General features: G+C 72.8%; 23 protein-coding genes. 7 read left to right on the top strand and 16 right to left on the bottom strand.

Features of this window, described 5'->3' with window-relative positions; all coding sequences use genetic code 11:
- Positions 1-41: 41 nt before the first annotated feature.
- The 6 genes from topA to ACW0Q9_RS09645 form a co-directional block, all read right to left on the bottom strand.
- The gene (gene topA / locus ACW0Q9_RS09670) at positions 42-2,867 is read right to left on the bottom strand and encodes a type I DNA topoisomerase (protein ID WP_456179759.1); all 2,826 of its coding nucleotides are present in this window, start codon (positions 2,865-2,867) and stop codon (positions 42-44) included.
- Positions 2,868-3,170: 303 nt separating this feature from the next.
- Positions 3,171-3,782, bottom strand: a complete 612-nt coding sequence (locus tag ACW0Q9_RS09665) for a hypothetical protein (protein WP_456179757.1) — start codon at positions 3,780-3,782, stop codon at positions 3,171-3,173.
- Positions 3,773-4,312, bottom strand: a complete 540-nt coding sequence (locus ACW0Q9_RS09660) for a hypothetical protein (RefSeq protein ID WP_456179755.1) — start codon at positions 4,310-4,312, stop codon at positions 3,773-3,775. The genes ACW0Q9_RS09665 and ACW0Q9_RS09660 overlap by 10 nt, the downstream gene beginning before the upstream one ends.
- 97 nt (positions 4,313-4,409) lie before the next feature.
- On the bottom strand, positions 4,410-6,758 hold the full coding sequence (locus tag ACW0Q9_RS09655) for a sodium-translocating pyrophosphatase (RefSeq protein WP_456179753.1): 2,349 nt from the start codon (positions 6,756-6,758) through the stop codon (positions 4,410-4,412).
- A 315-nt stretch (positions 6,759-7,073) separates the two neighbouring features.
- Entirely contained in the window at positions 7,074-7,511 is a 438-nt protein-coding gene (locus tag ACW0Q9_RS09650) for an ATP-binding protein (RefSeq protein ID WP_456179751.1), read from the bottom strand.
- Positions 7,511-7,867 (bottom strand): STAS domain-containing protein, encoded by a 357-nt coding sequence (locus ACW0Q9_RS09645; protein ID WP_151462042.1) that lies wholly within the window; start codon positions 7,865-7,867, stop codon positions 7,511-7,513. Before ACW0Q9_RS09645 ends, ACW0Q9_RS09650 begins: the two co-directional genes overlap by 1 nt.
- 126 nt (positions 7,868-7,993) lie before the next feature.
- Between ACW0Q9_RS09645 and ACW0Q9_RS09640 the strand changes: the two genes are divergently transcribed.
- The 3 genes from ACW0Q9_RS09640 to ACW0Q9_RS09630 all read left to right on the top strand — a co-directional run bounded on the left by ACW0Q9_RS09640 (position 7,994) and on the right by ACW0Q9_RS09630 (position 11,453).
- Positions 7,994-10,414: a DEAD/DEAH box helicase gene (locus ACW0Q9_RS09640; protein WP_456179748.1), complete on the top strand. Its 2,421-nt coding sequence runs from the start codon at positions 7,994-7,996 to the stop codon at positions 10,412-10,414.
- 133 nt (positions 10,415-10,547) lie between these two features.
- The gene (locus ACW0Q9_RS09635; RefSeq protein ID WP_456179746.1) at positions 10,548-10,754 is read left to right on the top strand and encodes a hypothetical protein; all 207 of its coding nucleotides are present in this window, start codon (positions 10,548-10,550) and stop codon (positions 10,752-10,754) included.
- Between the two features lie 120 nt (positions 10,755-10,874).
- Complete coding sequence (locus ACW0Q9_RS09630; RefSeq protein ID WP_456179744.1) at positions 10,875-11,453, top strand: hypothetical protein; 579 nt, start codon at positions 10,875-10,877, stop codon at positions 11,451-11,453.
- A gap of 95 nt (positions 11,454-11,548) precedes the next feature.
- Here the strand turns inward: ACW0Q9_RS09630 and ACW0Q9_RS09625 are convergent, their stop codons facing one another.
- From ACW0Q9_RS09625 to ssd, 8 genes are all read right to left on the bottom strand, one after another.
- The gene (locus tag ACW0Q9_RS09625) at positions 11,549-11,938 is read right to left on the bottom strand and encodes a YybH family protein (RefSeq protein ID WP_456179742.1); all 390 of its coding nucleotides are present in this window, start codon (positions 11,936-11,938) and stop codon (positions 11,549-11,551) included.
- Between the two features lie 140 nt (positions 11,939-12,078).
- Positions 12,079-12,447: an Rv3654c family TadE-like protein gene (locus ACW0Q9_RS09620; RefSeq protein WP_456179740.1), complete on the bottom strand. Its 369-nt coding sequence runs from the start codon at positions 12,445-12,447 to the stop codon at positions 12,079-12,081.
- Between the two features lie 23 nt (positions 12,448-12,470).
- Positions 12,471-12,788 carry a TadE family type IV pilus minor pilin gene (locus ACW0Q9_RS09615; RefSeq protein ID WP_456179760.1) on the bottom strand — a complete coding sequence of 106 codons (318 nt, stop codon included), beginning with the start codon at positions 12,786-12,788 and terminating at the stop codon, positions 12,471-12,473.
- 263 nt (positions 12,789-13,051) lie between these two features.
- Positions 13,052-13,219: a DUF4244 domain-containing protein gene (locus ACW0Q9_RS09610; protein WP_013283643.1), complete on the bottom strand. Its 168-nt coding sequence runs from the start codon at positions 13,217-13,219 to the stop codon at positions 13,052-13,054.
- A 23-nt stretch (positions 13,220-13,242) separates the two neighbouring features.
- On the bottom strand, positions 13,243-13,977 hold the full coding sequence (locus ACW0Q9_RS09605) for a type II secretion system F family protein (RefSeq protein ID WP_456179738.1): 735 nt from the start codon (positions 13,975-13,977) through the stop codon (positions 13,243-13,245).
- Entirely contained in the window at positions 13,977-14,720 is a 744-nt protein-coding gene (locus ACW0Q9_RS09600; RefSeq protein WP_456179736.1) for a hypothetical protein, read from the bottom strand. The genes ACW0Q9_RS09605 and ACW0Q9_RS09600 overlap by 1 nt, the downstream gene beginning before the upstream one ends.
- 392 nt (positions 14,721-15,112) lie before the next feature.
- A complete protein-coding gene (locus ACW0Q9_RS09595) occupies positions 15,113-16,324 on the bottom strand; it encodes a TadA family conjugal transfer-associated ATPase (protein ID WP_456179734.1) in 1,212 nt (403 codons plus the stop codon).
- Positions 16,321-17,424, bottom strand: coding sequence for a septum site-determining protein Ssd (gene ssd / locus ACW0Q9_RS09590; protein WP_456179732.1), 1,104 nt, complete (start codon positions 17,422-17,424; stop codon positions 16,321-16,323). Before ssd ends, ACW0Q9_RS09595 begins: the two co-directional genes overlap by 4 nt.
- 285 nt (positions 17,425-17,709) lie before the next feature.
- Between ssd and ACW0Q9_RS09585 the strand changes: the two genes are divergently transcribed.
- Entirely contained in the window at positions 17,710-18,156 is a 447-nt protein-coding gene (locus ACW0Q9_RS09585) for a hypothetical protein (protein ID WP_456179730.1), read from the top strand.
- A 73-nt stretch (positions 18,157-18,229) separates the two neighbouring features.
- On the opposite strand, the gene ACW0Q9_RS09580 is transcribed toward ACW0Q9_RS09585, so the two are convergent.
- Positions 18,230-19,204 (bottom strand): CU044_5270 family protein, encoded by a 975-nt coding sequence (locus ACW0Q9_RS09580; protein WP_456179728.1) that lies wholly within the window; start codon positions 19,202-19,204, stop codon positions 18,230-18,232.
- Positions 19,201-19,797, bottom strand: a complete 597-nt coding sequence (locus ACW0Q9_RS09575; protein WP_456179726.1) for an RNA polymerase sigma factor — start codon at positions 19,795-19,797, stop codon at positions 19,201-19,203. The genes ACW0Q9_RS09580 and ACW0Q9_RS09575 overlap by 4 nt, the downstream gene beginning before the upstream one ends.
- 189 nt (positions 19,798-19,986) lie before the next feature.
- Between ACW0Q9_RS09575 and ACW0Q9_RS09570 the strand changes: the two genes are divergently transcribed.
- The 3 genes from ACW0Q9_RS09570 (at position 19,987) to ACW0Q9_RS09560 (ending at position 23,318) form a co-directional block, all read left to right on the top strand.
- The gene (locus ACW0Q9_RS09570; RefSeq protein WP_456179724.1) at positions 19,987-20,415 is read left to right on the top strand and encodes an ester cyclase; all 429 of its coding nucleotides are present in this window, start codon (positions 19,987-19,989) and stop codon (positions 20,413-20,415) included.
- Positions 20,416-20,714: 299 nt separating this feature from the next.
- A complete protein-coding gene (locus ACW0Q9_RS09565) occupies positions 20,715-21,701 on the top strand; it encodes a DUF3883 domain-containing protein (protein WP_456179722.1) in 987 nt (328 codons plus the stop codon).
- 708 nt (positions 21,702-22,409) lie between these two features.
- Positions 22,410-23,318, top strand: a complete 909-nt coding sequence (locus tag ACW0Q9_RS09560) for a hypothetical protein (protein WP_456179720.1) — start codon at positions 22,410-22,412, stop codon at positions 23,316-23,318.
- Positions 23,319-23,340 lie beyond the last annotated feature (22 nt).

The raw sequence follows: 23,340 nt of genomic DNA, 5'->3' as shown, positions 1-23,340 counted from the left end.
CATGAGGGCCCCTTCCTTCCAAGATCTCGACAGAGAGTGGGCTACTCCGGAGAGGTGGTGGCCTTCTTCGGGGCTGCCTTCTTTGCGGGGGTCTTCTTGGCTGTGGTGGTCTTTGCTGTCGTGGTCTTCTTGGCGACCGTGGACTTGGCGGCGGCGGTCTTCTTGGCCGCCGTCGTCTTCTTGGCCGGGGCGGCCTTCTTCGCCGCCTTCTTCTTCGGCGCCGGACCCTTCGCCCGCTTCTCGGCGAGCATCTCGGAGGCCTCCTCGAGGGTCAGCGCCTCCGGGGTCTGCCCGCGCCGCAGCGAGGCGTTGGTCTCCCCGTCCGTGACGTACGGGCCGAACCGCCCGTCCTTGATGACCAGCGGCTTCTCGGTGGCCGGGTCGTTGCCCATCTCCCGCAGCGGCGGCGCGGCGGCCCGGCGCTGCCGGGTCTTCGGGGCGGCCAGCAGGGCGAGCGCCTCGTCCAGCGTGACGGTGAACATCTTGTCTTCCGAGTCCAGCGAGCGGAACTCGTCACCGCGCTTGACGTACGGGCCGTAGCGGCCGTTGTTGGCGACGACCTCGTTGCCCTCGGGGTCGGTGCCGATCAGCCGGGGCAGGCTGAGCAGCTGCAACGCCTGGTCGAGGGTGAGGCTGTCCGGCGACTGCGAGCGCAGCAGCGAGGACTTCCGCTCGCCGCTGGCCACGTACGGGCCGAACCGGCCGGACTTGAGCAGGATCGGCTCGCCGGTGGCCGGGTCGTCACCGAGCTTGCGCTCGCCCCCGCCACCCAGGAACAGCTCGTGCACCTTCTCCGGGGTCAGCTCGTCGGGAGCCAGGCCCTCGGGGATCGGCGCCCGGTCGCCCTGGCCGCCGCCCTCCTCGCCCTCGGCGGGGGGCGCGGGCTGCTCGCCCGGCAGCGCCCGCTGGAGGTACGGCCCGTAGCGGCCGACCCGGACGACGACCTCGCGCCCGTCGTCCTCGGTGAAGAGCGGGATCGAGTTGACGCTGCGCGCGTCGATGTCGCTGAGGTTCTCGGTGACCAGCTTCTTGAGCCCGCCCGCGTGGGCGATGGCCTGGTCGCCGGTGCCGTTGGCGCTGCCGAAGTAGAACGAGGTGAGGAAGTCGACCGCGGCGTGGTCACCGCCGGCGATCTCGTCCAGCTCGTTCTCCATGCTGGCGGTGAAGTCGTAGTCGATGAGGCGCGGGTAGTGCCGCTCCAGCAGCCCGATCACCGCGAACGCCAGGAACGACGGGATCATGGCCTGGCCGCGCTTGAAGACGTACCCGCGGTCCTGGATGGTCTGCATGATCGACGCGTACGTCGACGGGCGGCCGATGCCCAGCTCCTCCAGGGCCTTGACCAGCGACGCCTCGGTGTAGCGCGCGGGCGGCTGGGTGTGGTGGCCCTGGGCGGCAAGCTCGTCGGCGGTCAGCGGCTGGTCCTTGGTCAGGGTGGGCAGCCGCCGCTCGGCGTCCTCGGCCTCGGCGTTCTCGTCGTCGCTGGACTCGACGTAGGCGCGCAGGAAGCCGGGGTCGGTGATGGTCTTGCCGGTCGCGCCGAAGTCGGCCTCCTCACCGGCGGAGGAGAGCGCCCGGATGCGCACCGAGACGCTGGAGCCGACCGCGTCGGTCATCTGCGAGGCGATGGTGCGCCGCCAGATCAGCTCGTAGAGCTTGAACTCCTCGGCGGACAGCTCCTTGGCCACCTCGCCCGGGGTGCGGAAGTTGTCGCCCGCCGGGCGGATCGCCTCGTGCGCCTCCTGCGCGTTCTTCACCTTGCCGGTGTAGCGGCGCGGCTCCGGCGGCACGCTGCGCTCGCCGTAGAGCTCGGCGATCTGCCGGCGGGCCGCCGCGATGGCGGTCTCCGACAGGTTCACCGAGTCGGTACGCATGTAGGTGATGTAGCCGTTCTCGTAGAGCCGCTGCGCGGTGCGCATCGTCTGCTGCGACGAGAGCCGCAGCTTGCGGGCCGCCTCCTGCTGCAGCGTCGAGGTGATGAACGGCGCGTACGGGCGGCGGCGGTAGGGCTTCTCCTCGACCCGGGTGACGGTGAACGGCCGCCCCTCCAGGCGCGCGGCCAGGCCCCGGGCACCGTTCTCGTCAAGGTGGACCACCCCGGCGCCGGCCTTGACCCGACCCGTGGTCGGCTCGAAGTCCTTGCCGGTGGCGATCCGGTCGCCGCCCAGCGCGATCAGGGTGGCGTTGAAGGTGCGCGGACCCTCGCCCGGGTTCGCCACCGCCAGGGTGGCCAGGATGTCCCAGTACTCGGCGGTGCGGAACGCCATCCGCTGCCGCTCCCGCTCGACCACGATCCGGGTCGCCACGGACTGCACCCGGCCGGCGGAGAGCCCGCTGCGGACCTTCCGCCAGAGCACCGGGGAGACCTCGTAGCCGTAGAGCCGGTCGAGGATGCGCCGGGCCTCCTGGGCGTCGACCAGGTCCCGGTCGATCTCCCGGGGGTTGGCCACCGCGGCCTGGATGGCCGGCTTGGTGATCTCGTGGAAGACCATCCGCTTGACCGGCACCTTGGGCTTCAGCGTCTCGACCAGGTGCCAGGCGATCGCCTCGCCCTCGCGGTCCTCGTCGGTGGCGAGGAAGATCTCGTCCACCTCCTTGGCCAGCGACTTCAGCTTGGTGATCTGCTTCTTCCGGTCGGCGGAGACCACGTAGAGCGCGGCGAAGCCGTTGTCCACGTCCACGCCGAGGCGGGCCCAGGGCTTGTCCTCGTAGGCGGCCGGGATCTCGGCGGCGTTGCGGGGCAGGTCCCGGACGTGGCCGAAGCTGGCCTCCACGACGTACCCCGGGCCGAGATAGCCCGAGATCGTCTTGGCCTTCGCCGGTGACTCGACGATGACCAGACGGGTGGTTCCAGCGTTGCTCGGCACGTCTCTCTCCGACCTCACTCCTACGCAATGCCCGCTTCGGGCCGTGTCGCACCACCGGCGGTCCGGATGTCCAACGTAACGCGCCGTCCGCGTTCCGGGTTTCGTGGGCGGCAAATGATCAGGTTGCGTCGACCATCGGCCGGCACCCCGCCGGACGGCGCCACCGTACACCGTGGGTAGGGCGCCGAGCGGGTCACTGTGACGATCACGCACCCATGGCGGAGGAGACACCGGTCGTTTTCCTGGGCAAACCTCCGCACGGTGTGTCCGGGATCGGACAGCCGGCGGGGTTGCGCCGGAGGGTCAGCCGTGCGTCCCCGGCCACTCGGCCGCCGGCACGGCCCGCGGCCGGTCCCCCACCAGCTCCGCCAGCCGGGCCACCCGCCGTCGGCCGGTGATCCGGTACGCCGGCCCGCCCTCCTCCGCCTCCACGAACGCGGCGGGGAGCCCCACCGCGGCCAGCGCGGCGCGCACCGGCGGCCAGCACTCCTCGTCGGCGGGGCCGAGCCGGAGCTGGAACCCGGCCGGGTCGGCCGCCCCGGCGGCGGCGAGCCAGAGCCGCAGCCGCCGCCCGTTGAGGTGGAACCGCGGCGGGGGCCGCTTCACCGTCCCGCGCAGCCAGGCCAGACCGAGCGGGGCCAGCGTGGTGGCGTACGCGGTGCGCACCAGGTGCCGCCCGTCCCCGGTCGGCTCCCAGCCCGCCGGGATCCCCCGGGCGCCCAGCTCGGCCACCAGCACGTGCACCCGCCAGGCGGCGTCCACCACCACCGAGACCCGGGCCGTCCCGCCCATCCGGACCACCTCACCGGGCCCGGCGAGCAGGCCGGCGAGGTCCGCCAGCGACGGGTCGGCCGCCTCGGTGGAGAACAGCGAGGGCTGGCGGGCCGGGTTCTGGGAGGGTGGGGTCAGCGACACTCCGGGACCTCGTCGAAGGCCTTCTTGAGCTCGGGTGAGTTGAGCCTGCTGGTGTCCAGCGCGCTCGCGTCGTACTCCTTGTTGAGCGTGTCCACGGCGGCCCGCACCCCGTCGTAGAAGGGGCCGGCCTGGGCGATGTCCAGCCCGTCGATGGTGTCCCGGGCCCGCCCGTACGCGTCGCGCACCTTGCTGAGCGAGGCACGGAACCCGGCGGAGATCTCCGCGCCGTGGTCGGTCTCCGGCACGCCCGCCTCCTCGACCTTGCGCCGGGCCGTCTCGCTGGCCTGCTCGGCCCCGGCGAAGAGCCGGACCAAATTCTCCTTGGCCTGCGCCGGGGTGGTCTGCGCGGTCATCTGCTGCTGGGTGCTGCTGGTCAGCTTGTTGATCTCGGCGCGCCAGGGGCTGAGCGCCTGGCAGACCGACGCCGCCCAGGCCTGCGGGCTGGGGCCGCCGCAACCGGCGACGACGAGAACCAGCGTGGCCAGGACCACCATGAGCTTTCCGGCGGTTGCCGCCCGGCGCGTACGCATGCGAAGCAGCGTACGACCTCCCGGTGGAAGTGCCACCGGTCAGACGGCACGGTTCCCGGCCGGCCGGAGCCGACCGGGAACCGTCGCGTCGCCCGGGTCAGGCGCTGACCGTCTCCGGGTGCTGGTCCGGGGTGCCGGCACCGCTGTCGGAGTCCGCCATGGCCACGCCCTTGCGCTTGCTGAACACCACCGCCGCCACGATGACCAGTGCGGCCACCACGGCGATCGCGATCCGCAGCGCGGGGTTCTTGTCGTCGCCCACGCTCCAGGCCACCACGGCCGGGGCGATCAGCAGCGAGACCAGGTTCATCACCTTGATCAGCGGGTTGATCGCCGGGCCGGCGGTGTCCTTGAACGGGTCGCCGACGGTGTCGCCGATGACGGTCGCGGCGTGCGACTCGGAGCCCTTGCCCCCGTACGCGCCGTCCTCCACCAGCTTCTTGCCGTTGTCCCAGGCGCCACCGGAGTTGGCCAGGAAGACCGCCATCAGGGTGCCCGCGCCGATCGCACCGGCCAGGTACGACGCCAGCGCGCCCGGGCCGAGGCCGAAGCCGACCGCGATCGGGGCCAGGATGGCCAGCAGACCGGGGGTCATCAGCTCGCGCTGCGCGTCCCGGGTGCAGATGTCGACGACCTTGCCGTACTCGGGGCGCTGGGTGCGGTCCATGATGCCGGGCAGCTCACGGAACTGCCGGCGGACCTCCATCACCACGGCACCGGCCGAGCGGGAGACCGCGTTGATGGCCAGGCCGGAGAAGAGGAAGACCACCGCGGCGCCGATGATGAGGCCGACCAGGTTGCGCGGGTTGGCCACGTTCAGCGAGTTGAGGATCTCGGCGCCGACGTCGCCCACGCCCGCGTCCTCGTACGAGGAACGCAGCGTGTCGGTGTAGGAGCCGAACAGCGCGGTCGCGGCCAGCACCGCGGTGGCGATCGCGATGCCCTTGGTGATCGCCTTGGTGGTGTTGCCGACGGCGTCCAGCTCGGTCAGCGTCCGCGCGCCGTGCTCGTCGATGTCGCCGGACATCTCGGCCACGCCCTGGGCGTTGTCGGAGATCGGGCCGAAGGTGTCCATGGCGACGATCACGCCGACGGTGGTGAGCAGGCCGGTGCCGGCCAGCGCCACCGCGAACAGCGACAGGGTGATGGAGCTGCCGCCGAGCAGGAACGCGCCGAAGACGCCGGCGCCGATCAGCAGCGCCGAGTAGACCGCCGACTCCAGGCCGACGCTGATGCCGGCGAGGATGACGGTCGCGGCGCCGGTCTGCGAGCTCTTGCCGATGTCCTGCACCGGGCGCCGGTTGGTCTCGGTGAAGTAGCCGGTGAGCGCCTGGATCGCGGCGGCCAGCACGATGCCGATGACCACCGCGCCGATGGCCACGAGCCGCGGGTTGCGGTCGACGTCGGTGAGGCCGCCCTCCAGCTCGCCGAAGGTGGCCGGCAGGTAGGCGAACGCGGCGATCGCCACCAGCACCGCGGCGATCACGGCGGAGAGGTAGAAGGCCCGGTTGATCGCGGTCAGACCGTTGCGGTCGGAGGTGCGCAGCCGGGTGATGAAGACGCCGACGATCGCGACCAGCACGCCGATGGTGGAGATGATCAGCGGGAAGACCAGGCCGGTCTCGCCGAACGCGGCGCGGCCCAGGATCAGCGCGGCGACCAGGGTGACGGCGTACGACTCGAAGAGGTCGGCGGCCATGCCGGCGCAGTCGCCGACGTTGTCGCCCACGTTGTCGGCGATGGTGGCGGCGTTGCGCGGGTCGTCCTCCGGGATGCCCTGCTCGACCTTGCCGACCAGGTCGGCGCCGACGTCGGCGGCCTTGGTGAAGATGCCGCCGCCGACCCGCATGAACATGGCGAGCAGCGCGGCGCCGAAGCCGAAGCCCTCCAGCACGGTCGGGGCGTCACCGCGGAAGATCAGCACGACCAGCGCCGCGCCGAACAGGCCGAGGCCGACGGTGAGGAAGCCGACCACGCCACCGGTGCGGAAGGCGATCTTCATGGCGCCCTCGCGCCCGCCTTCGCGCTCCCGGGCGGCCGCGGCGACCCGCAGGTTGGCGCGGGTGGCCAGCCACATGCCGGCGCCGCCGATGAACGCGCTGAACAGCGCGCCCACCACGAAGAACGCCGACCGGCCGATCTTCACGAGGGTCTCGCTGCCGTCGGTGTCGTGCACCGGCAGCAGGAACAGCAGCACGACGGCGATCACCACGAAGATCGCCAGGGTGCGGAACTGCCGCAGCAGGTACGCGGACGCGCCCTCCTGCACCGCCCCGGAAATCTCCTGCATGTTGGTGGTTCCCGTACCGGCCGCCAGGACCGCCCTGGTGAGGGCGGCCGCGAAGACGAGCGCCACCAGCGCGATGACCGCGGCGATGACGACGTACGTCACGTTGGCTCCGGTAAGGGACAGTGCGCCGCCGTCGGCGGCCAAGGTCCCGGACATCTATGTCCTCCTGTACCGAACACTCGCGCCGGCCAGTGGAGACGCACGGACCGACGCCTGGATGCGGACTCGCAAGCGCGCGCCGACCCACCCCGGCGGACCAGCGATGAACACCCATTCCCGCTGGCTGCGGGACGGATCACTTGCTGACAACCCGCGTACTGTAGCCCTCCGACGTGTTGAGGGTCACAGGGAGGGGGCACCCGGTCTCGATGATCTTCATAACTGTGCTATGTGAAGAAATCTGATATAAGGGCCGGGCAACGCGACGAGGCCGCGCTCCCCGGAGGGAACGCGGCCTGCGGAACGACAGGATCAGGCGCGGCCGGCCGGCCAGACCATCCGGACCTCGGTGCCGACGCCCTCGTCGACCGGGCGGACCTGGAGGTCCTCGACGAAACCGGCGAGCAGGGCGAAGCCCACCCCGGTGGTCAGCGCGTCCTCGCTGAGCGACTCCTTGGCCAGCTCGTCGGGCGGCAGCGCGGCGAGGCCGATGCTCGCCTCGATCGGGGCGCGGTCCACCACCCGCACCGTGTACGCCCCGGCGTCGGACATCTCCACGTACACCGGATCGGGCAGCCCGTACTGCCGGTGCAGCGCGACCGCCCGGGTGCACGCCTCACCGATGGCCAGGCGCACCTCGTCGAGCAGGTCCTCGCGGACCCCGGCCCGGCGGGCCACCGCGACGCCGACCAGGCGTGCGGTGCGGACGTGCACCGGGGCCGGCGAGAAGGAGAGCTTGACGGTCGCCATCACGCGCCGGCGCCGGTCGGGTCGGCGTTGATCGCCGCGTCGACCGTGGGATGCAACGGGAAGACCTGGTCCAGGGCGGTGATCCGGAAGATCTTGAGCAGCGGCTCCTTGTCGCAGACCAGCGCGAAGGAACCGCCGGCCGAGCGGAGCCGCTTGAGCGCGCCGACCAGCACGCCGAGGCCGGTCGAGTCGAGGAAGTCCACCCGGCCCAGGTCCACCACGACCCGGCGGGCACCGCCGTCGATCAGCTCCAGGAGCCGTTCCCGCAGGCGCGGCGCGGTGTAGACGTCCACCTCACCGCCGACCTCGAGCACCGTGTGCTCCCCCACGGTGCGGGTCGCCAGCGACAGCTCCATCGGTCCCTCCTCGGTAAGCTCTCCTGGGCATCTAACCATCCCCCCGCGTGACCCCTGCCGGGTCACCGGCGAAGCCTTCCCCATACCCCCGCCCCGCGGTTTCCAATTCCGAACACCAGTGCGAGAGTGCAGGACGTGACCTTCGACGGCGTACCGGCCGGCAGGGGCCCTGGCCGCCCGCCGGGTGAGCTGCTCCGTCGGCTGCGCCTGCGGCACGCCACCGATCCGGTCACGCACGTCGAGCGGGTGCCGCCCCGGGCCGGCGAGCCGGCGCCGTGGCCGGCCTGGGCCCCCGACGAGCTGCGGGCGGCGTTCGCGCGGCGCGGCGTCGTCGCCCCGTGGCGGCATCAGGCCGAGGCCGCCGAGCTGGCGTACGCGGGCACGCACGTGGTGGTGGCCACCGGCACGGCGTCCGGCAAGTCGCTGGCGTACCAGCTGCCGGCGCTGGGCACCCTGCTGGCCGACCCGCGCGCCACGGTGCTCTACCTGGCCCCGACCAAGGCGCTCGCCGCCGACCAGTTCCGCGCCGTCGCCGGCCTGGAGCTGGAGGGGGTACGCCCCGCCACCTACGACGGGGACACCCCGCGCACCGAGCGGGAGTGGATCCGCCGGCACTCCCGGTTCGTGCTCACCAACCCCGACATGCTGCACCACGGCATCCTGCCCGGGCACGCGCACTGGTCCGGGTTCCTGCGCCGGCTCGCGTACGTGGTGGTCGACGAGTGCCACACCTACCGGGGCGTGTTCGGCTCGCACGTGGCGCACGTGCTGCGGCGGCTGCGCCGGCAGTGCGCGCGCTACGGGCGTACCCCGGTCTTCGTGCTGGCCTCGGCGACGTCGGGCGACCCGGCGACGGCGGCCGGGCGGCTCACCGGCCTGCCGGTCACGGCCGTCACCGAGGACACCTCGCCGCGCGGCGGGGTGACCTTCGCGCTCTGGGAACCGCCGCTGCTGCCCTCCGCTTCCGCTGACGAGGAGGTCGCCGACCTGGTGACCGTCCGGCGCTCGGCGCTGCGGGAGACCGCCGACCTGCTCGCCGACAGCGTGATCGAGGGGGTACGCACGCTCGCTTTCGTCCGGTCCCGGCGCGGGGCCGAGGTGGTCGCCGCGAACGCCCGGCGGGCCCTCGACGAGGCGGTGCCCGGGCTCGGCGGTCGAGTGGCCGCCTACCGGGCCGGCTACCTGCGCGAGGAGCGCCGCGAACTGGAACGCGCGCTGCTCACCGGTGACCTGCTCGGGCTCGCCTCCACCAACGCTCTCGAACTCGGCGTCGACCTGGTGGGGCTGGACGCCGTGCTGATCTGCGGCTGGCCGGGCACCCGGGCGTCGCTCTGGCAGCAGGCCGGCCGGGCCGGCCGCTCCGGCGACGAGGCCCTCGCGGTGCTGGTGGCCCGGGACGACCCGCTCGACACCTACCTGGTGCACCACCCCGAGGCGCTGTTCGGGCGGCCCGTCGAGGCGACCGTGCTCGACCCGGCCAACCCGTACGTGCTCGCGCCGCAGCTCGCCTGCGCCGCGCACGAGGCCCCGCTCACCCCGGCCGACCTGGAACTGTTCGGCGAGGGCGCGAAGGAGGCGGTGGACTCGCTGGTCGAGGCGGGGGCGCTGCGGCAGCGGCCCACCGGCTGGTACTGGCGGCACCGGGAGCGCCCCGAGGTCGACCTGCGCGGCGAGGGCGGGGCGCCGGTCTGCGTGGTGGAGGAGTCCACCGGCCGGCTGCTCGGCACCGTCGACGGCGGCTCCTCGCACTTCCTGCTCCACGCCGGCGCGGTCTACCTGCACCAGGGCGTCTCGTACGTGGTCGACTCGCTCGACCTGGCCGACGGGTGCGCGCTGGTGCACGCCGAGGAGCCGGACTGGTCCACCCACGCCCGGGACGTCACCTCGCTCTCCGTGGTGTCGGTCCGCTCCTACGTGGACGCCGGGCCGGTCGGGCTCTTCCTCGGCGAGGTGGACGTGACCAGCCAGGTGGTGTCGTACCAGCGGCGGCGGATCGCCACCGGCGAGGTGATCGACACCCGGCCGCTGGACCTGCCGGCGCGGGAACTGCGCACCGTGGCCGTCTGGTTCACCCTCTCGCCGGAGTCGCTGGCTCTTGCCGGCGTCGAGGCGGCGGACATCCCGGGGGCGCTGCACGCCGCCGAGCACGCCGCGATCGGCCTGCTGCCGCTGATGGCGACCTGCGACCGGTGGGACATCGGCGGGCTCTCCACCGCGCTGCACCCGGACACCGAGGCGCCCACCGTCTTCGTCTACGACGGCCACCCCGGCGGGGCGGGCTTCGCCGAGCGGGCGTACGGGACGGCCGCCGCCTGGCTGCGCGCCACCCGGGACGCGATCGCCGAGTGCGGGTGCGAGTCCGGGTGCCCGTCCTGCGTCCAGTCCCCCAAGTGCGGCAACGGCAACAATCCGCTCTCCAAGCCGGACGCGGTCAAGGTCCTCGACGTCGTCCTCGCCAACCTGGCGGCGGTCGAGGGCGGGCGCGGGGCGGTGCTGCCGCGGCAGGAGGAGCGGGCCGCCGAGCGGGCCGGCGCAGGTGGCGACTGACCGGCGGCCGGTCGAAGTCTGGGACGGGTGCATGAGTCGGGCGACGACCGGGCATTGATACATGGGAGCGCTTCCATCCCCCTGGTGGAAGCCCCGAGGTGACCCGAGATTCTTCGCGCCGGGAGGTACAGCCGTGGCCGACACGATCGCCGAGACCGTCGACCTGCTCTACACGATCGACCAGGAGAACCTCACCCCCGACCAGCAGATCGCGCTGGGCACCGCGCTGGCCAGCCTGGCCCAGGCGGAGCGCCTGGAACAGATCAACGAACGTCTGCGCGGGATCCACCAGGTGCTCAATGCCTGGGCCATGAAGGCGACCGTCGACGGCGGCCGCTGACCTCCGAGGGGCTGCCGCCGCGCGGACCCGCGGATCACCGGCCGGAACCCGCCGGTCGCGGGCACGCGGTGACAATCGAGCTGTGCGAAACTCCGGCGTTCGCCTCTTCAAGGAGATCTGATGCAGCTCGACAGCTTGCAGGCCCAGCAGCGGTTCATCATCCGCCAGCGGATCCGGATGATGGTCAACCAGTACGAGGTCCACTCCGCGGCGCCGGACGGCTCGGAGGGTGCGCTGCTCGCGTTCGCGCAGCAGAAGCGGCTCGCGTTCAAGGAGCAGGTGACCATCTACACCGACGACTCCAAGCAGTACCCCCTGCTCGGCTTCAAGGCCCGGCAGCGCCTCGACCTCGGCGCCACCTACGACGTGACCGACCACGCCGGCACCCCGATCGGCCTGTTCCGCAAGGACTTCGCCCAGTCGCTGCTGCGCTCCACCTGGCACGTCGAGCAGGCCGGCCTGCCGCAGATCACCGGCCAGGAGCGCAGCCTGCCGGTGGCCCTGCTGCGCCGCTTCGTCGACTCGCTCTCCTGGCTGCCCTACCACTTCGACTTCGTGGCCAACGGTCAGCCGGTGTTCTCGGTCGACAAGAAGTGGGGCCTGCGGGACCGGTACGTCGTCGACATCCACCACCCGCAGATCGACCGCCGGCTGGTGATCGCCATGGCGGTCGGCCTGGACGCCCTCCAGGCCCGCTGACGCCGGCACCTTCACCGACCGGGCCGCGCCTTCGCGGTGGTGTCGGGGCGGTACGCGCTTCCGCCCCGACACCACGGCCGGCCCTCAGTCCAGGGTCAGGGTGTGTGGTGCGGCGCGGAAGGCTCGGGGCTGAAGGGCCACTCCTCAAAGGCCCGGCACCGGCCGTCCGGAGCGAACGTGAGGATCCACAGATCGCGGAACAACTCGGCACGGGGGCCGCCGTATCGCACTTCCAGCCGTACGACCGCCTGCGGGTCGTCGACGGCGACGATCTGGAAGTCCATCTCGAATTCCTCGTCCGGCCCGGCGCGTTCGGCGTCCCACAGCACGCGGATGGCGTCGAGCCCCCGGTGCGGCTCCTTGAACGGCGACATCTGATAGGTGGCGTCGGTGGTGAAGAGCCGGTCGAGCTGGTCGGTTCCCGCCGTACGCCAGGCGGATTCATAGGCCCGGATCCAGGCTTCTACGCCGGACCTGTCGGTCATCGCGGGCTCCCCTTCTGTGCGGCACCGCCGGGGTGGATCGCTGCAGGTCCAGTTTCCCAGTGCCTGGACACGAGACGTGGGAAAAGGCGATGGGCGACGGAAATCCCGGCAGGCTGAACGTCTCCGGTGGGCACCGGCAGTCAGCCCCGGGTCGGGCCGGCCCGGGAGGTGGCGGTCGCCGCCCGGGCGAGCCCGGGTAGTGGGGCGACCCGCACCTCCGTCGTCACCACGACGTCGAGACCGTCGAGCCGGCACGCCGTCAGCCGGCCGCCGTTGGCCACGGCCAGGTCCGCGGCCCGTCCACACGCCGCGTCGGCACCCTCCAGTGCCCGGCCGGCGCCCGCGAGAGCCCCGAAGTCGGCGGCGTTCCGGGCCTGGTGACGTGCGCACCGGGCCGCCCCGAGCCCGGCGCCGAGGAGCCCGACCAGCACGAGCACCAACCCCACGGCGAGCAGGCACACGGTCGCCCCACCGTGCTCGCCGCCCTGGTTCCCCCACCCGTTGATCACCCGACGGGCCGCGTAGCACCCGATCACGGCTGCGGTCCGGGGGCGCCGGGCTCGACGGCGGCCACCGCGGTGCCCGACACGGTGAGCCCGGGCAGCCGGGCGCCGAAGCTCCGGACCGGCGCCCGGACGGTCACGGTGACCCGGTCGCCGGTCACGGTCACCGAGACCTCGGCCCCGGCCGGGGCGTACCGGGAGCCGGCGGCCGACCCTGGTTCGCCCCGGGCGGCGGCGAGCGCTGCCTCACGGGCCGCGTCCAGGCAGCCGGCCCGGGTGGTGACCGCGTCGACCGCGGTGAGACCCGCGAAGAGGAGGAGCATCAGCGCCGGCAGGCCGGCCGCCAACTCGGCCGTGAACGAGCCGCGTTCCCGCGAATCCCACGGTTGCTGCCCGTCGACCCGTCCCGGCTGCCCCGGGCCGGCGCCGCCGGACGCGGAACCCGCGACCGGGCCGGCGCCGTCGGGCGGGGAACCCAAGCCCGGGCCGGCGCCGCCGGACGAGGAACCCGGGCCCGGGTCGTGGGACGAGGAAACCGGGCCCGGGCCGGCGCCGTTGGACGGGGAACCCGGGACCGGGCCGGGCCGGCGGCCGGCCCACCGGCGACGGGTCACTTCAAGGCCCGGTCGATGACGGCGGTGAGCGCGGACTGCACGTTGCCGGAGGTGAGCACCTTCAGCAGGATCCCGGCGAACGCGACGGCGGCGAGGGTGCCGACGGCGTACTCGGCCGTGTTCATCCCGGCGTCGCCGCGCAGGCGGGTGAGGAGTTTGCGCATGTCGTAGTTCCTTTCTCGGGGATTCAGAGCACGTCGCCGAGGACGGCGACGATCACCGGCACCAGACCGGCGAGAATGAAGGCGGGCAGGAAACAGAGCCCGAGTGGCAGCACGATGAGCACGCCGGCCCGCCGGGCGGCGGCCTCGGCGGCGGTCGACCGATCGGACCGCAGGTCGTCGGCGAGCCGGGTGAGCGCCCTGGCCAGCGCCGCGCCACTGCTCGACGAGCGGATGGCGGCGGTTACCAGGCGCTCCGCCCCGGGCACGGGCCGCAGGTGGTCCCACGCCTCCGCTGCCGTGCCGCCGAGCTCCAGCGTCCGCCCCACCCGGCCGAGCCGGTCGGCGAGCGGTCCACCGAGCGCCTCGGCGACCGCGAGCACCGAACGGTCCACCGGTGCGCCGGCCCGGAGCGCCGCGGCCAGCAGGTCGGCGGCGAGGGGCAGGTCGGCCGTCTCCCGGAGCCGGCGGTCGCGGACGGCCCGCGGCTCGATCCGGCGCAGCAGGCGGTCGGCGGCCAGGCCGGCCAGCGCCCCGACGAGCACACCCGACCAGCCGCCCACCACGACGAGGGCGGCCACCCCCGCCAGGCCCGCGCCGAGCCGGATCCGGTCCGGCCACCAGGCCGGACGGCTCCGCCGGGCCGGCCGGGCGGGCGCGAGGAGGCGTAGCCGCCGCGCCGGACGGACCGCGGGCCCGGACCGGACCAGGAGCAACGCCGCCCCGCCGAGGCAGGCAGCGGCCACCACCTGCCGCGACATCAGGCGACCCGCCCGGGTGCCGCACCGAGCCGCTCCGCCCACAGCAGCCCGCCGATCTGCAACGCGACGGCCGCGACGGCGCTGCCGCCGCCGACCGGGGTGTGCAGGAGCACGGCCACCGGGTCGACGCCGATGGCGTATCCCAGCCCGATCCCGCCGAGCGGCAGCGCGGCGAGCAACCAGGCCGTCGCCCGGGCGCCGGCCGCCTGCGCGGCTGCCGCCGCCAGCCCCCGGTCCGCCGCCCGGGCGTCAGCCTCGACCCGTTCGAGCAGCTCGGCCAGCGGCGCCCCGGTGCGGTCGGCCAGCCGCACGGCGGCCCGCGCCAAGCGGGCGACGCGCCGCGAACCGTCGCCGATCCCATCGCCGTGCGGCAGCCCGGCCCGCAGGTCGGCGGCGAGCGCGCCGAGCTGGTCCAGGTCGCGGCGGTGGGCCCGGTCGGCCGTTCGGCGGGAGCGCCGGCGCAGCACCGCCCGGGCCGCGAGGGTGCCGTAGGCGGCCAGGACCACCGCGGCCACCGGACCGCCGAGCAGCGCTCCGGCACCGGCGCCGGCCAGGGCCGCCGCCGGCAGGGCAGGTCGCCCGGACAGCGGCGCGCGAGCGACCGCGCCGGACGGCGCCGGGCCGGACGGCGCCGGGCCGGAAGGCGCCAGGCCGGACGGCGCCGGGCCGGAGGGCGGCGCGACGGCACCCGAGCGCCAGGACGTGAGCACGGCGGCCAGCCGGGGCCGGGGCGCATGGTCCACGGGAGCGAGAGCGGCGGTCCGCGGGCGCCAGGCCGCGCGATTCAGGGCTACGAGGGCTGCGGCCAGTCGGCTACGCGGCACGCGATTCCGGGGATCGAGCCCGGCGGCCGGGCGGGTCGGGTCCCGCCGCCCCGGCGGCCGGCCGGCAGGGGGACGGTCGGCGGGGCTTCCGAACGCGGTGGCCGGCCGGTGGGGGACGCCGGGGCGCGGCGTGCGCACCACCGCCCTGGGCCGCGAGCCCGGGATGACACAGGCGGGCCGGGTAGGACCATGAACAGGGCGATTGCCCAGGTCGAGGACCGCGTGCCGGCGAGCCCGGCCGGCGCGTACCGGCCAGGCGACCGCCGCGGCGGCACCGGCCAGGAGCACGGCCACCAGCCACACCTGGCCGATCACGACGGACCCGCCGAGCCGGGCCAGGCCGCGCAGAGGATCGGCGGCACCGCCACGCCCCGCTCGCGCAGCAGCGCGCCGAGCGGCCGGGCGGCGAGGCCGAGCCCGCGTCCGCGGATCCAGGCGGGGACCACGGTCACCACCCGGTCGGGTCCCTCGGGGAGGAGCAGGCTGACCGACTCCAGCACCCGGCCCTCGGTGGTCCGCCGGACCTGGAGGAGGATCTGGAGCGCGGCGGCGACCTGGGCGTGCAGGGCGGCCCGGGGCAGGCCGCCGAGCATCCCGAGCGCCTCCAGGCGGGCCGGCACGTCCGTCGCGGCGTTTGCGTGCAACGTCCCGGCCCCGCCGTCGTGGCCGGTGTTCAACGCGGCGAGCAGGTCGACCACCTCGGCGCCCCGGCACTCGCCCACCACCAGCCGGTCCGGCCGCATCCGCAACGCCTGCCGGACCAGGTCGCTCAGCCCGACCGCCCCGGCGCCCTCCACGTTGGACGTCCGCGCCTGGAGCCCGATCACGTGCGGGTGCACGGGCCGCAGCTCGGCCGCGTCCTCCACCAGCACGATCCGCTCGGTCCCCGGCACCAGCCCGAGCAGCGTGTTGAGCAGGGTGGTCTTGCCGGAACCCGTCCCGCCGGTCACCAGGTACGCCAACCGGGCGGCCACCACGGCGGCGAGCAGCGGGGCGACCGGGCGGGGCACGGTGCCCTGCCGGACCAGTTCGTCGAGGGTGAACGGCCGTTGCCGGAAGGTGCGCAGCGACAGGTAGGGCCCGTCGGTCGCCACCGGTGGCAGCACGGCGTGCAGCCGGGTGCCGTCGGGCAGCCGGGCGTCGGCGTACGGGGAGGCGTCGTCGAGCCGGCGCCCCGCGGCCGCGGTGAGGCGCTGGGCCAGCCGGCGTACGTCGTCGACCGTGCCGAGCGGCACGGCCACCTGGTGCAGCCCCCGCCCCCGGTCGACCCAGACCCGCGTGCCGTTCACCAGCACGTCGGTGACCTGCGGATCGGCGAGCAGCGGCGCGAGCGGACCGGCACCGACGAGGTCGTCGTGAACCCGGTCGGCGATCCGCAGCAGGGCGGTGTCGCCGAGCACGGCGGCGTCCGGCTCGGCGCGTACGGCGGACACGATCGCCGCGGGAGTCACCGGGGTGGCCTCGGCGGCGAACCGGTGCCGGACGCGGACGGCCAGTTCCCCGGAGTCGGCCGGCCCGGTCACGCCGCACCCGCCGCGGGCAGGTCGGTCAGCTCGGCGAGCAGCCGCTGGCAGAGCAGGGCGAGTGGGCCCTTCCCGGTGGCGGCCGGCGCCTCGCCGCGTTCCAACCCTCGGCAGAGCCCCGGCTCGGGCCGGAGCGTCCCGGCGAGTGGCAACCCGAGCGCACGGGCGACCTCGCCGGCCTTGAGCCGGCCCGGGGCGGGACCGCGCACGATCACCGCCAGGTCGGCGCAGTGCGGCGCGGCCACGGCGACCACCCGGGCCGCCGCGGCGGTGGCCCGCAGCTCCGCCGGCACGACGATCAGCGCCCGGTCGGCCGCCTGGAGGGCGACCACGGCCGCGTCGTCCAGGTGCCGGGGCACGTCGAGGACGACCACGTCCCGGCCTCGTCGGGCGGCGTCGACGGTGGCGGCCATCGCCTCGGCCGGCAGGTGCCGCAGCGCGCCCCGGTCCCAGGAGAGGACGACCAGGTCGCCGCGGCTGGGCAGCGCCCGGACCAGCGACGGCGGGTCCACCCGACCGTCGGTGCCGGTGAGCCCGGGCCAGCGCAACCCTTCGAGTTGCTCCCAGCCGAGCACGAGGTCGAGCCCGCCGCCGAGCGGGTCGGCGTCCACCAGGAGGGTGCGCAGCCGGGTCCGGGCCGCGGTGACGGCGAGGCCGCCGGCCAGCACGCTGGCCCCCGCGCCGCCCCGCCCGCCGAGCACCGCCACGACGCGGGCCGGCCCGGTGCCGGGCGGCTCGCCCGCGCACTCGGCGAACCGGTCGACCAGCCAGGGTTCGGCCGCGGGCAGGGTGGCGACGTGCTCGGCGCCGATCAGCTCGGCGATCTCCGTGCCCGGGTCGAGCTGCCCGGAGCGACCGACCAGCACCGTCCGGGGCCGGCGCGGCAGGCGGGCCCGCAGGCAGGCCGGCGCCTGGTCGGCACCGACCAGCACCAGCGGCGCGGGCGTCCAGCGGGCCCGGGCGGCGGCCGGATCGGCGGCCAGCTCCACCTCGGTGCCACCCGCCGCGGCGAGCCGCAGCAGCTCGTCGAGGAGGTCGCCGTCGGCGGTGACCAGCAGGGGCAGCCGGCGGTACGGCGGCAGCGGGGTACGGGGCGGCATGGCGGCCTCCAGCGGTCGGACTCGGACGTGCCGCGGAGCAGCCTGCCGGCGGACCCCGGCGCACCGGTGCCCAACCGGGTACGGCTGTGGACGACGGGGATGGCTGTGGACAGCCGCCGATCGCCCGGTCGATCTGCTATGGGCCGCCCATCGTCACCAACCGTCCTTTATGCACTGGTGTGTCGGTGCGGTGTGACGGCGGCGACCGTTCCTGCGGTAATTGAGCGACAGCAGTGTTCGGGTGAAGAGATGCCCGGCTGTCCGGCCGCAGAGAGAGGAACGGGGATGCGGAGAACCTGGCGGAGGGCGGCCCTCGCGGCCAGCCTGTCGATCACGGGGGCGCTGGGCGGGCTCGTCGCCGCCGCGCCGGCACAGGCGGAGACGGTGCCACTCGAGTTGGGGCTGGTCGTCGCCGCCGACGGCACGGCCAGCACGATCAGCGGCAAGGCGATCGTGCACGGCACGGTGACCTGCAGCCAGCCGACCTCGGTCACGGTGAGCGGCGTGGTCGACCAGGTGGTCAAGAAGGTGCTCGTCCGCGGCCGCTTCGGGGCCCTGGTCGACTGCACCCCGGGCGCACCTGTGGCCTGGACGGCCGCGGCCACCCCCAACGACACCACGCCGTTCGGCAAGGGCGCCGCCGAGGTGAGCACCGAGGCGTCCGCCTACGACGCCGAGTACGAGCAGTACGTCGTCTACGACACCTCGATCGTGGACCTGGTCAAGTCCTGACCCACCGTGACGCGGGCGGCCGGACCACCACGGTCCGGCCGCCCGCCCGCGGACTGTCCGCGTACCCGATCGGTCAGCCGGTCCGGCCCGGCGCGTCCACGATCTTGCCGGCGACCCGGACCAGCTCGACCTCGACATCGCCCTTCTTCAGCGTGACCCCCTCCGGTGTCGTGTGGTCCTCGACCACGACGGTCCGGCCACCGAGGAACTCGTGGGTGGTCGGGTCGAGCAGGATGTCCTCGCGCCGCCAGCCGTCCAGGACCATGCCCACGGCGATCGCCGGGCGTCCGTCGAAGTCGACCGGCTCGCTGGACCGGGTGACACCGGGGATCAGGGCCAGTGCCCGCAGGAGGGTCGCCTTCACGCCGGGCGGCAGCACGTTGTCCCGCAGCATCGAGTCGATCAGGACGTACGGGACGGCGTCCGCACCCTTGCCGGACGGGCTCCGGGCGCGCAGCCAGTCGAGCAGCGCCCGCGGATCGGTGGGCAGCCCCGCCAGCGTCGGGTAGTCCTGCGGCGGCATGACCTGCGGCAGGTCCGTGCTCTCCGCGCTGACTTCGAGCTTGCCGTCGACCAGTACGGCGCTCTGCCGGCCGTCGGCGCGCTGCCACGACCGCGTCGTCTCGCGGGTGGCCTGCCCCTTGTCCCGCGCCAGCTTGCCGCGGACGATCCGCAGCTCGACGTAGGTCCACTGATCCGGGCGGGGTGGAGTGAACGGCTCGGTCTCGGCGTGCACGGCGGCCAGCTCGAAGGTCTGCGCGACCGACCCGCTCGCCCCGTAGGGCACCGGTCGCGCCGGCGGGTTCGCCGGGCCGAGGCCACCGACCGCCACCACCCCGGCCACCAGGGCGGCGGCACCGACGGCGGCGACGCCGGACCGCCACGCCCAGCCCGGCACCCGCCGGGCGCGCCGGCGCCCCTGCGGCACGGTGGCCCGACGTTCGGTGATCCGGGCCAGCAGCGCCGCCCGGGCGCGGTCCTGAGCATCCGGCGAGGGCGGCTCGACCTCGCTCCAACTCTCCCGCAGCGCGGTGATGTCGTCGATCACTCGGAATCCTCTCCGGTTGCCGTCGGGTCGGTGCCACCCAGCGCCGCCCGTAGTCTTCTGCGCGCCCGGTGCAGCCGGGACCGGACGGTGCCGGCGGGAATCTCCAGCGCGCGGGCCACCTCTTCGCAGCTCAGGTCCGCCCAGGCGACCAGCAGCACCACCTCCCGGTCAGCCGGTGCGATCTCCTCCAGCGCCGCCGCGAGCCGCCCGCGCACGGCCTGCGCGTCCAGCCGTACGGCGACCTGGTCGGCCGGGCCGTCGTGGCTGTTCCGATCGGTGCGCTCCGCCCGGGCCAGCGCCCGGTAGCGCCGCGCCTCGGTCCGCTGATGCCCGGCGATGAGGTTGGACGCGATGCCGAACAGCCAGGGCCGGGCGCTGTGCTGCGTGGTGTCGTAGCGCCGCCAGTGGGCGAACGCGACCAGGAACGTCTCCGCCGCCACGTCGTCGGCCAGGTCGCGGCCCAGTCGCCGGGTCGCGTAGCCGTGGATCGCCGGGTAGTAGCGGTCGAAGATGGTGTCGAACAACGCCGGATCCCCGTGCATCCGGCTGATGATCTCGGCGTCGGTGCACACGTCTCGTGTCACCACACCCATGGATTCTCCTTCTGTCCCGGCATCCCTCCCACACGGCCGAGGGCTCACCTCTACTTCGCCGACGGCGGCGGGAGTGTTCACGACGGCAGATCGCACCATCAGCGGACGCTCGCGTCTTCCGCCTGGCGTGAGTGAGGCCACCCGCCGGCGCGCTTCCCCGTCCCGGTTCCCGGCTGCGAGGGTGACGTCATGACTGACAGTGAGGTGACGCGCCGGGTCGTCGGTGACTTCCTCCGGTACGTCCGTTCCGGCCGCGAGCCGCAGCGGACGGCGGAGTTCATGGCGCCGGTGGTGCGCGCCCACCAGGTGCAGTCCGAGGACCTGACCACCGTCGAACGGACCCCGGACGACTACGCCGAGCACGTCCGGGAGATGACCGCGAGCTGGGGCGCGTTCGACCTCACGATCGAGGAATTCCTGGTTGACGGTGCGCGGGCGTACGTCCGGCTGGCCCAGGTGGGGCGCCACCTCCAGCCGGTGGAGGGAATCGCCCCGACCGGCCGGACGGTCCGTCAGATCAACTCGGTCGTCTATCACGTCGAGGACGGGCTGATCACGGAGTACTGGATGCAGATCGACCGAGCCGGTCTGCTGGCCCAGCTCAGAGACGAGTCCTGACGGCATCGCGCCCGGGGCGAACCGGCCTCGGAAAGGGACGACCCCCGTCGGGGGGATGCGGTCCCAAGATGTTGGCGGCTGCCACCTGGTGACGAACCGCGTCGATGAGCAGGTGTCGGGCCCCGTTTGTTGACGTTCGGCTCCGGCCCGCATCAAGGCTCGCGCTGCCTTCTTGCTGCCTCGCTGGAACGCTTGGGTGCGGCAAGATCTCGGACTCGACACCGCCGGCCATCGGTGCACAGATCGCTGCACGGCTATCCAGCCCGTCGCACGTCTGTGCCAGAGTGGCCAACGTGCGAATGACCGACGACCGCGGCCGGGTGCTCGACGCTGAATACTCCGTCGAGCCCGATGGCGACTACGTCGCCGTCATCCTCGAAAGCATGAGTGGCCGGGCTGACGGCAGACCGCCACGGAACACAGACTACCGAGCTGCGCTTGAGCTGCTCTTGGCCCGTCTCAAAGAACGCCGGGCCGTCATCGAAGCGGCCGTCCTCGACTCACGGCGAACTCAGCTACTTCCCGAGTCGAGCCGCAGCCTGATCAGAGAGCCCGTCCGCTTGGTCGACGTTCCCGACCCTCACGCGTTACGACGGCAGCTGACTAATGCTCAGACGACGATCGGTCAGGCACCCGACGCCCGTCGCCCTGGCAACAGCACCAAGCGGATTCGGCTACGTCTCGTTGTCCCCGGCTACGGCTCTTCCGACGCGGGCCGCCTGGCGGCCGATCTCGCAGCAGGGCTACCGCCCGAGGCAGACGGCGAACCTGACCGCCTGCCGCCCTCAGCACGTCGACCGGTTTCCGGCGACCAGTTCGCACGTTCCAGCGGAAGCGCTCGGTCCGGCGGACCCGGGTACATGACAGACCATGTACTCAAGGTCGCGCTTGAGCAGCACGCCGTGCGGACCGTCATGGACCACTACCGCGACGTCGAGGGATACGAGGTTGAGGACGTCGGCAACCGGAAGAGCTACGACGTCCGGGCAACGCGCGGGACCGAGGAGCTGCATATCGAGGTCAAGGGCTCGTCAGGGCTAGCCGACAGGGTCGAGCTGACATCCAACGAGGTCGATCACGCGCACGCCAGCAAGACACACCTCGTGATCGTGGACGAGATCCAGTGGCGCAGGCTCCCGGAGGGAACCATTGAGACCAGCGGAGGACGAGCGCGCCGCTGGACCGCGTGGACCCCTGCGGAGGAGCATTTGGCGCCCGCCCGGTACTGGTACAGCCCGCCCTCCCACACCGACGAACTACCGCGGCCGCACGAGATCACGGCTTGAGCCCCTTCGACCTCTCGGACGCCCTTGCTCAGCACCCAGGCTGCCTCAACTGCTCGTGGTCGAGATGATTTGGGGCCTGCATAAGGTCGAAGGACGCAGCGTGGGTCGATGTTCATGGCTTGTTGGTGCTGCTGCTGAAGGTTCCTGCTGCAGCATTCGCGGACGCTGGCGCTCCCCCCCCAGACATGCGGAGAGCACCCACATTGGGCGTGGCGATGGGGACAAGGACCCGGTACACTAGAACATACGTTCGAGCCGCAGGGACAGAACATCGACAGCAAGTGTCAGCATCGGGAGTTGACCGTTACATTACCGGGGTGCCTAGCCAGTCCCCCCGTGTCGCCGACGTCTACATGTCGGACAATCGGGTACTACACCCCACGGATCCTCGCCCGAACCGTCCAGTGGGCGTAGTGCGTGAGAGTGCCGCCGGGAAGGTTGTCGTGCTTGGGCGTACCACTGATACCAGTAAGGCCGGCGTTCAGACGCCGGCCGGAGTCCTGGCGGGCCTCGATGAAGCTGGCGTGTTCGCGCTCCGCTACCAACGGGTGATCGCCACGAGGCACTTTGGCGGCAATAATCTTCCTTATGTCGGAACGCTTCCTGACCCCTACCGCAGCGAAATGCGAACGATACTTGCCAACGCCGCCCTTGAGCAGAAGCTGAAAGCGCTCAGGTCTAAGGGATCAAGTTAGGAAGGAGAGCCAAATGAATGAGGCCGCCACTCTCCTTTCTCGTGAGCTCGACCAGCTGGGGCAAGGGAGCATGCCGGAGCGGATCCTATACAGGCGCATCAACTCACCGCGGAACGCAATTCCGGCGGTGGGGCAATGCTGGTCGATTCGATGGGACGACGCGAAGGTTGTTGCAGTCATCAGCGCAGTGTTCGATGACTTCATTCTCGCCTTTCCAACCACCGTCGCTGACCCCACATCGGATGGGCAGACCCTTAGCACAACCCTCGCCGACCTAGGCGTCCACCTAACCGTATGGTGGGGAACTGAAACTGGCTTGGGATATCAGACCCTGGATAGTTATCTCGGTGACGCGCTCGATGTCAAGCGTTGCGAGGAACTCCGAGAGAACTTCGTTCGTGGAGTCGTCGACGAGTCGGTTAGCACAGCTGACGGCGTTGACCGCTCGGCGATTATTGCTGAGGCGTTCGGATGCTTGAGTGATGAAGAGTGGTCGGAAGATCCGGAGCTGACCGACGCTCCGAACCTTTCTGTAATGCTTCAGGATGCCGAGCTCAAACCGAGCACTTTGGCTAGAATGCTTGAGACTAATCTTCCCGATGCTCTCGCAATCATTAGAGGTGACCGAGCGCTTATCGCCGAAGAACTCGCGGCTCTGGCAAGTGAGACGGGGATCAGTGTCCAACTGACAGCCGGGCCTCTTGCGGAGCGTCTGCGAGCGTTGGTGCGGGTTCTCAACGATCCCGGCCGAAAGCAACAGATTAGAGAGTTGGCGGAGACAAGAGGCGAGGATGAGCGCGTCGCCCGGCTTCACATCGTGCGGGATGTGCGGCCGGTGGCGGCCAGACAAACCGGAAATGTCGAAGCGCCTGACTGGGAGACGAGGGTAGACCTCTATCTACGTCAGCACCTACAATCGTGAGACTGCTTTCCCGTTGATCCCC

It is taken from the genome of Micromonospora sp. I033 (assembly GCF_053890995.1).
This window is presented reverse-complemented; position numbering and strand designations above follow the sequence as displayed.

Coding starts and splice junctions, on each gene's coding strand:
- ACW0Q9_RS09660 (WP_456179755.1), bottom strand. CDS start 4,312: ATGCGTACGCGCCGGGCGGCAACCGCCGGAAAGCTCATGGTGGTCCTG.
- ACW0Q9_RS09655 (WP_456179753.1), bottom strand. CDS start 6,758: ATGTCCGGGACCTTGGCCGCCGACGGCGGCGCACTGTCCCTTACCGGA.
- ACW0Q9_RS09650 (WP_456179751.1), bottom strand. CDS start 7,511: ATGGCGACCGTCAAGCTCTCCTTCTCGCCGGCCCCGGTGCACGTCCGC.
- ACW0Q9_RS09645 (WP_151462042.1), bottom strand. CDS start 7,867: ATGGAGCTGTCGCTGGCGACCCGCACCGTGGGGGAGCACACGGTGCTC.
- ACW0Q9_RS09630 (WP_456179744.1), top strand. CDS start 10,875: ATGCAGCTCGACAGCTTGCAGGCCCAGCAGCGGTTCATCATCCGCCAG.
- ACW0Q9_RS09625 (WP_456179742.1), bottom strand. CDS start 11,938: ATGACCGACAGGTCCGGCGTAGAAGCCTGGATCCGGGCCTATGAATCC.
- ACW0Q9_RS09610 (WP_013283643.1), bottom strand. CDS start 13,219: ATGCGCAAACTCCTCACCCGCCTGCGCGGCGACGCCGGGATGAACACG.
- ACW0Q9_RS09605 (WP_456179738.1), bottom strand. CDS start 13,977: ATGTCGCGGCAGGTGGTGGCCGCTGCCTGCCTCGGCGGGGCGGCGTTG.
- ssd (WP_456179732.1), bottom strand. CDS start 17,424: ATGCCGCCCCGTACCCCGCTGCCGCCGTACCGCCGGCTGCCCCTGCTG.
- ACW0Q9_RS09585 (WP_456179730.1), top strand. CDS start 17,710: ATGCGGAGAACCTGGCGGAGGGCGGCCCTCGCGGCCAGCCTGTCGATC.
- ACW0Q9_RS09575 (WP_456179726.1), bottom strand. CDS start 19,797: ATGGGTGTGGTGACACGAGACGTGTGCACCGACGCCGAGATCATCAGC.
- ACW0Q9_RS09570 (WP_456179724.1), top strand. CDS start 19,987: ATGACTGACAGTGAGGTGACGCGCCGGGTCGTCGGTGACTTCCTCCGG.
- ACW0Q9_RS09565 (WP_456179722.1), top strand. CDS start 20,715: ATGACCGACGACCGCGGCCGGGTGCTCGACGCTGAATACTCCGTCGAG.
- ACW0Q9_RS09560 (WP_456179720.1), top strand. CDS start 22,410: ATGAATGAGGCCGCCACTCTCCTTTCTCGTGAGCTCGACCAGCTGGGG.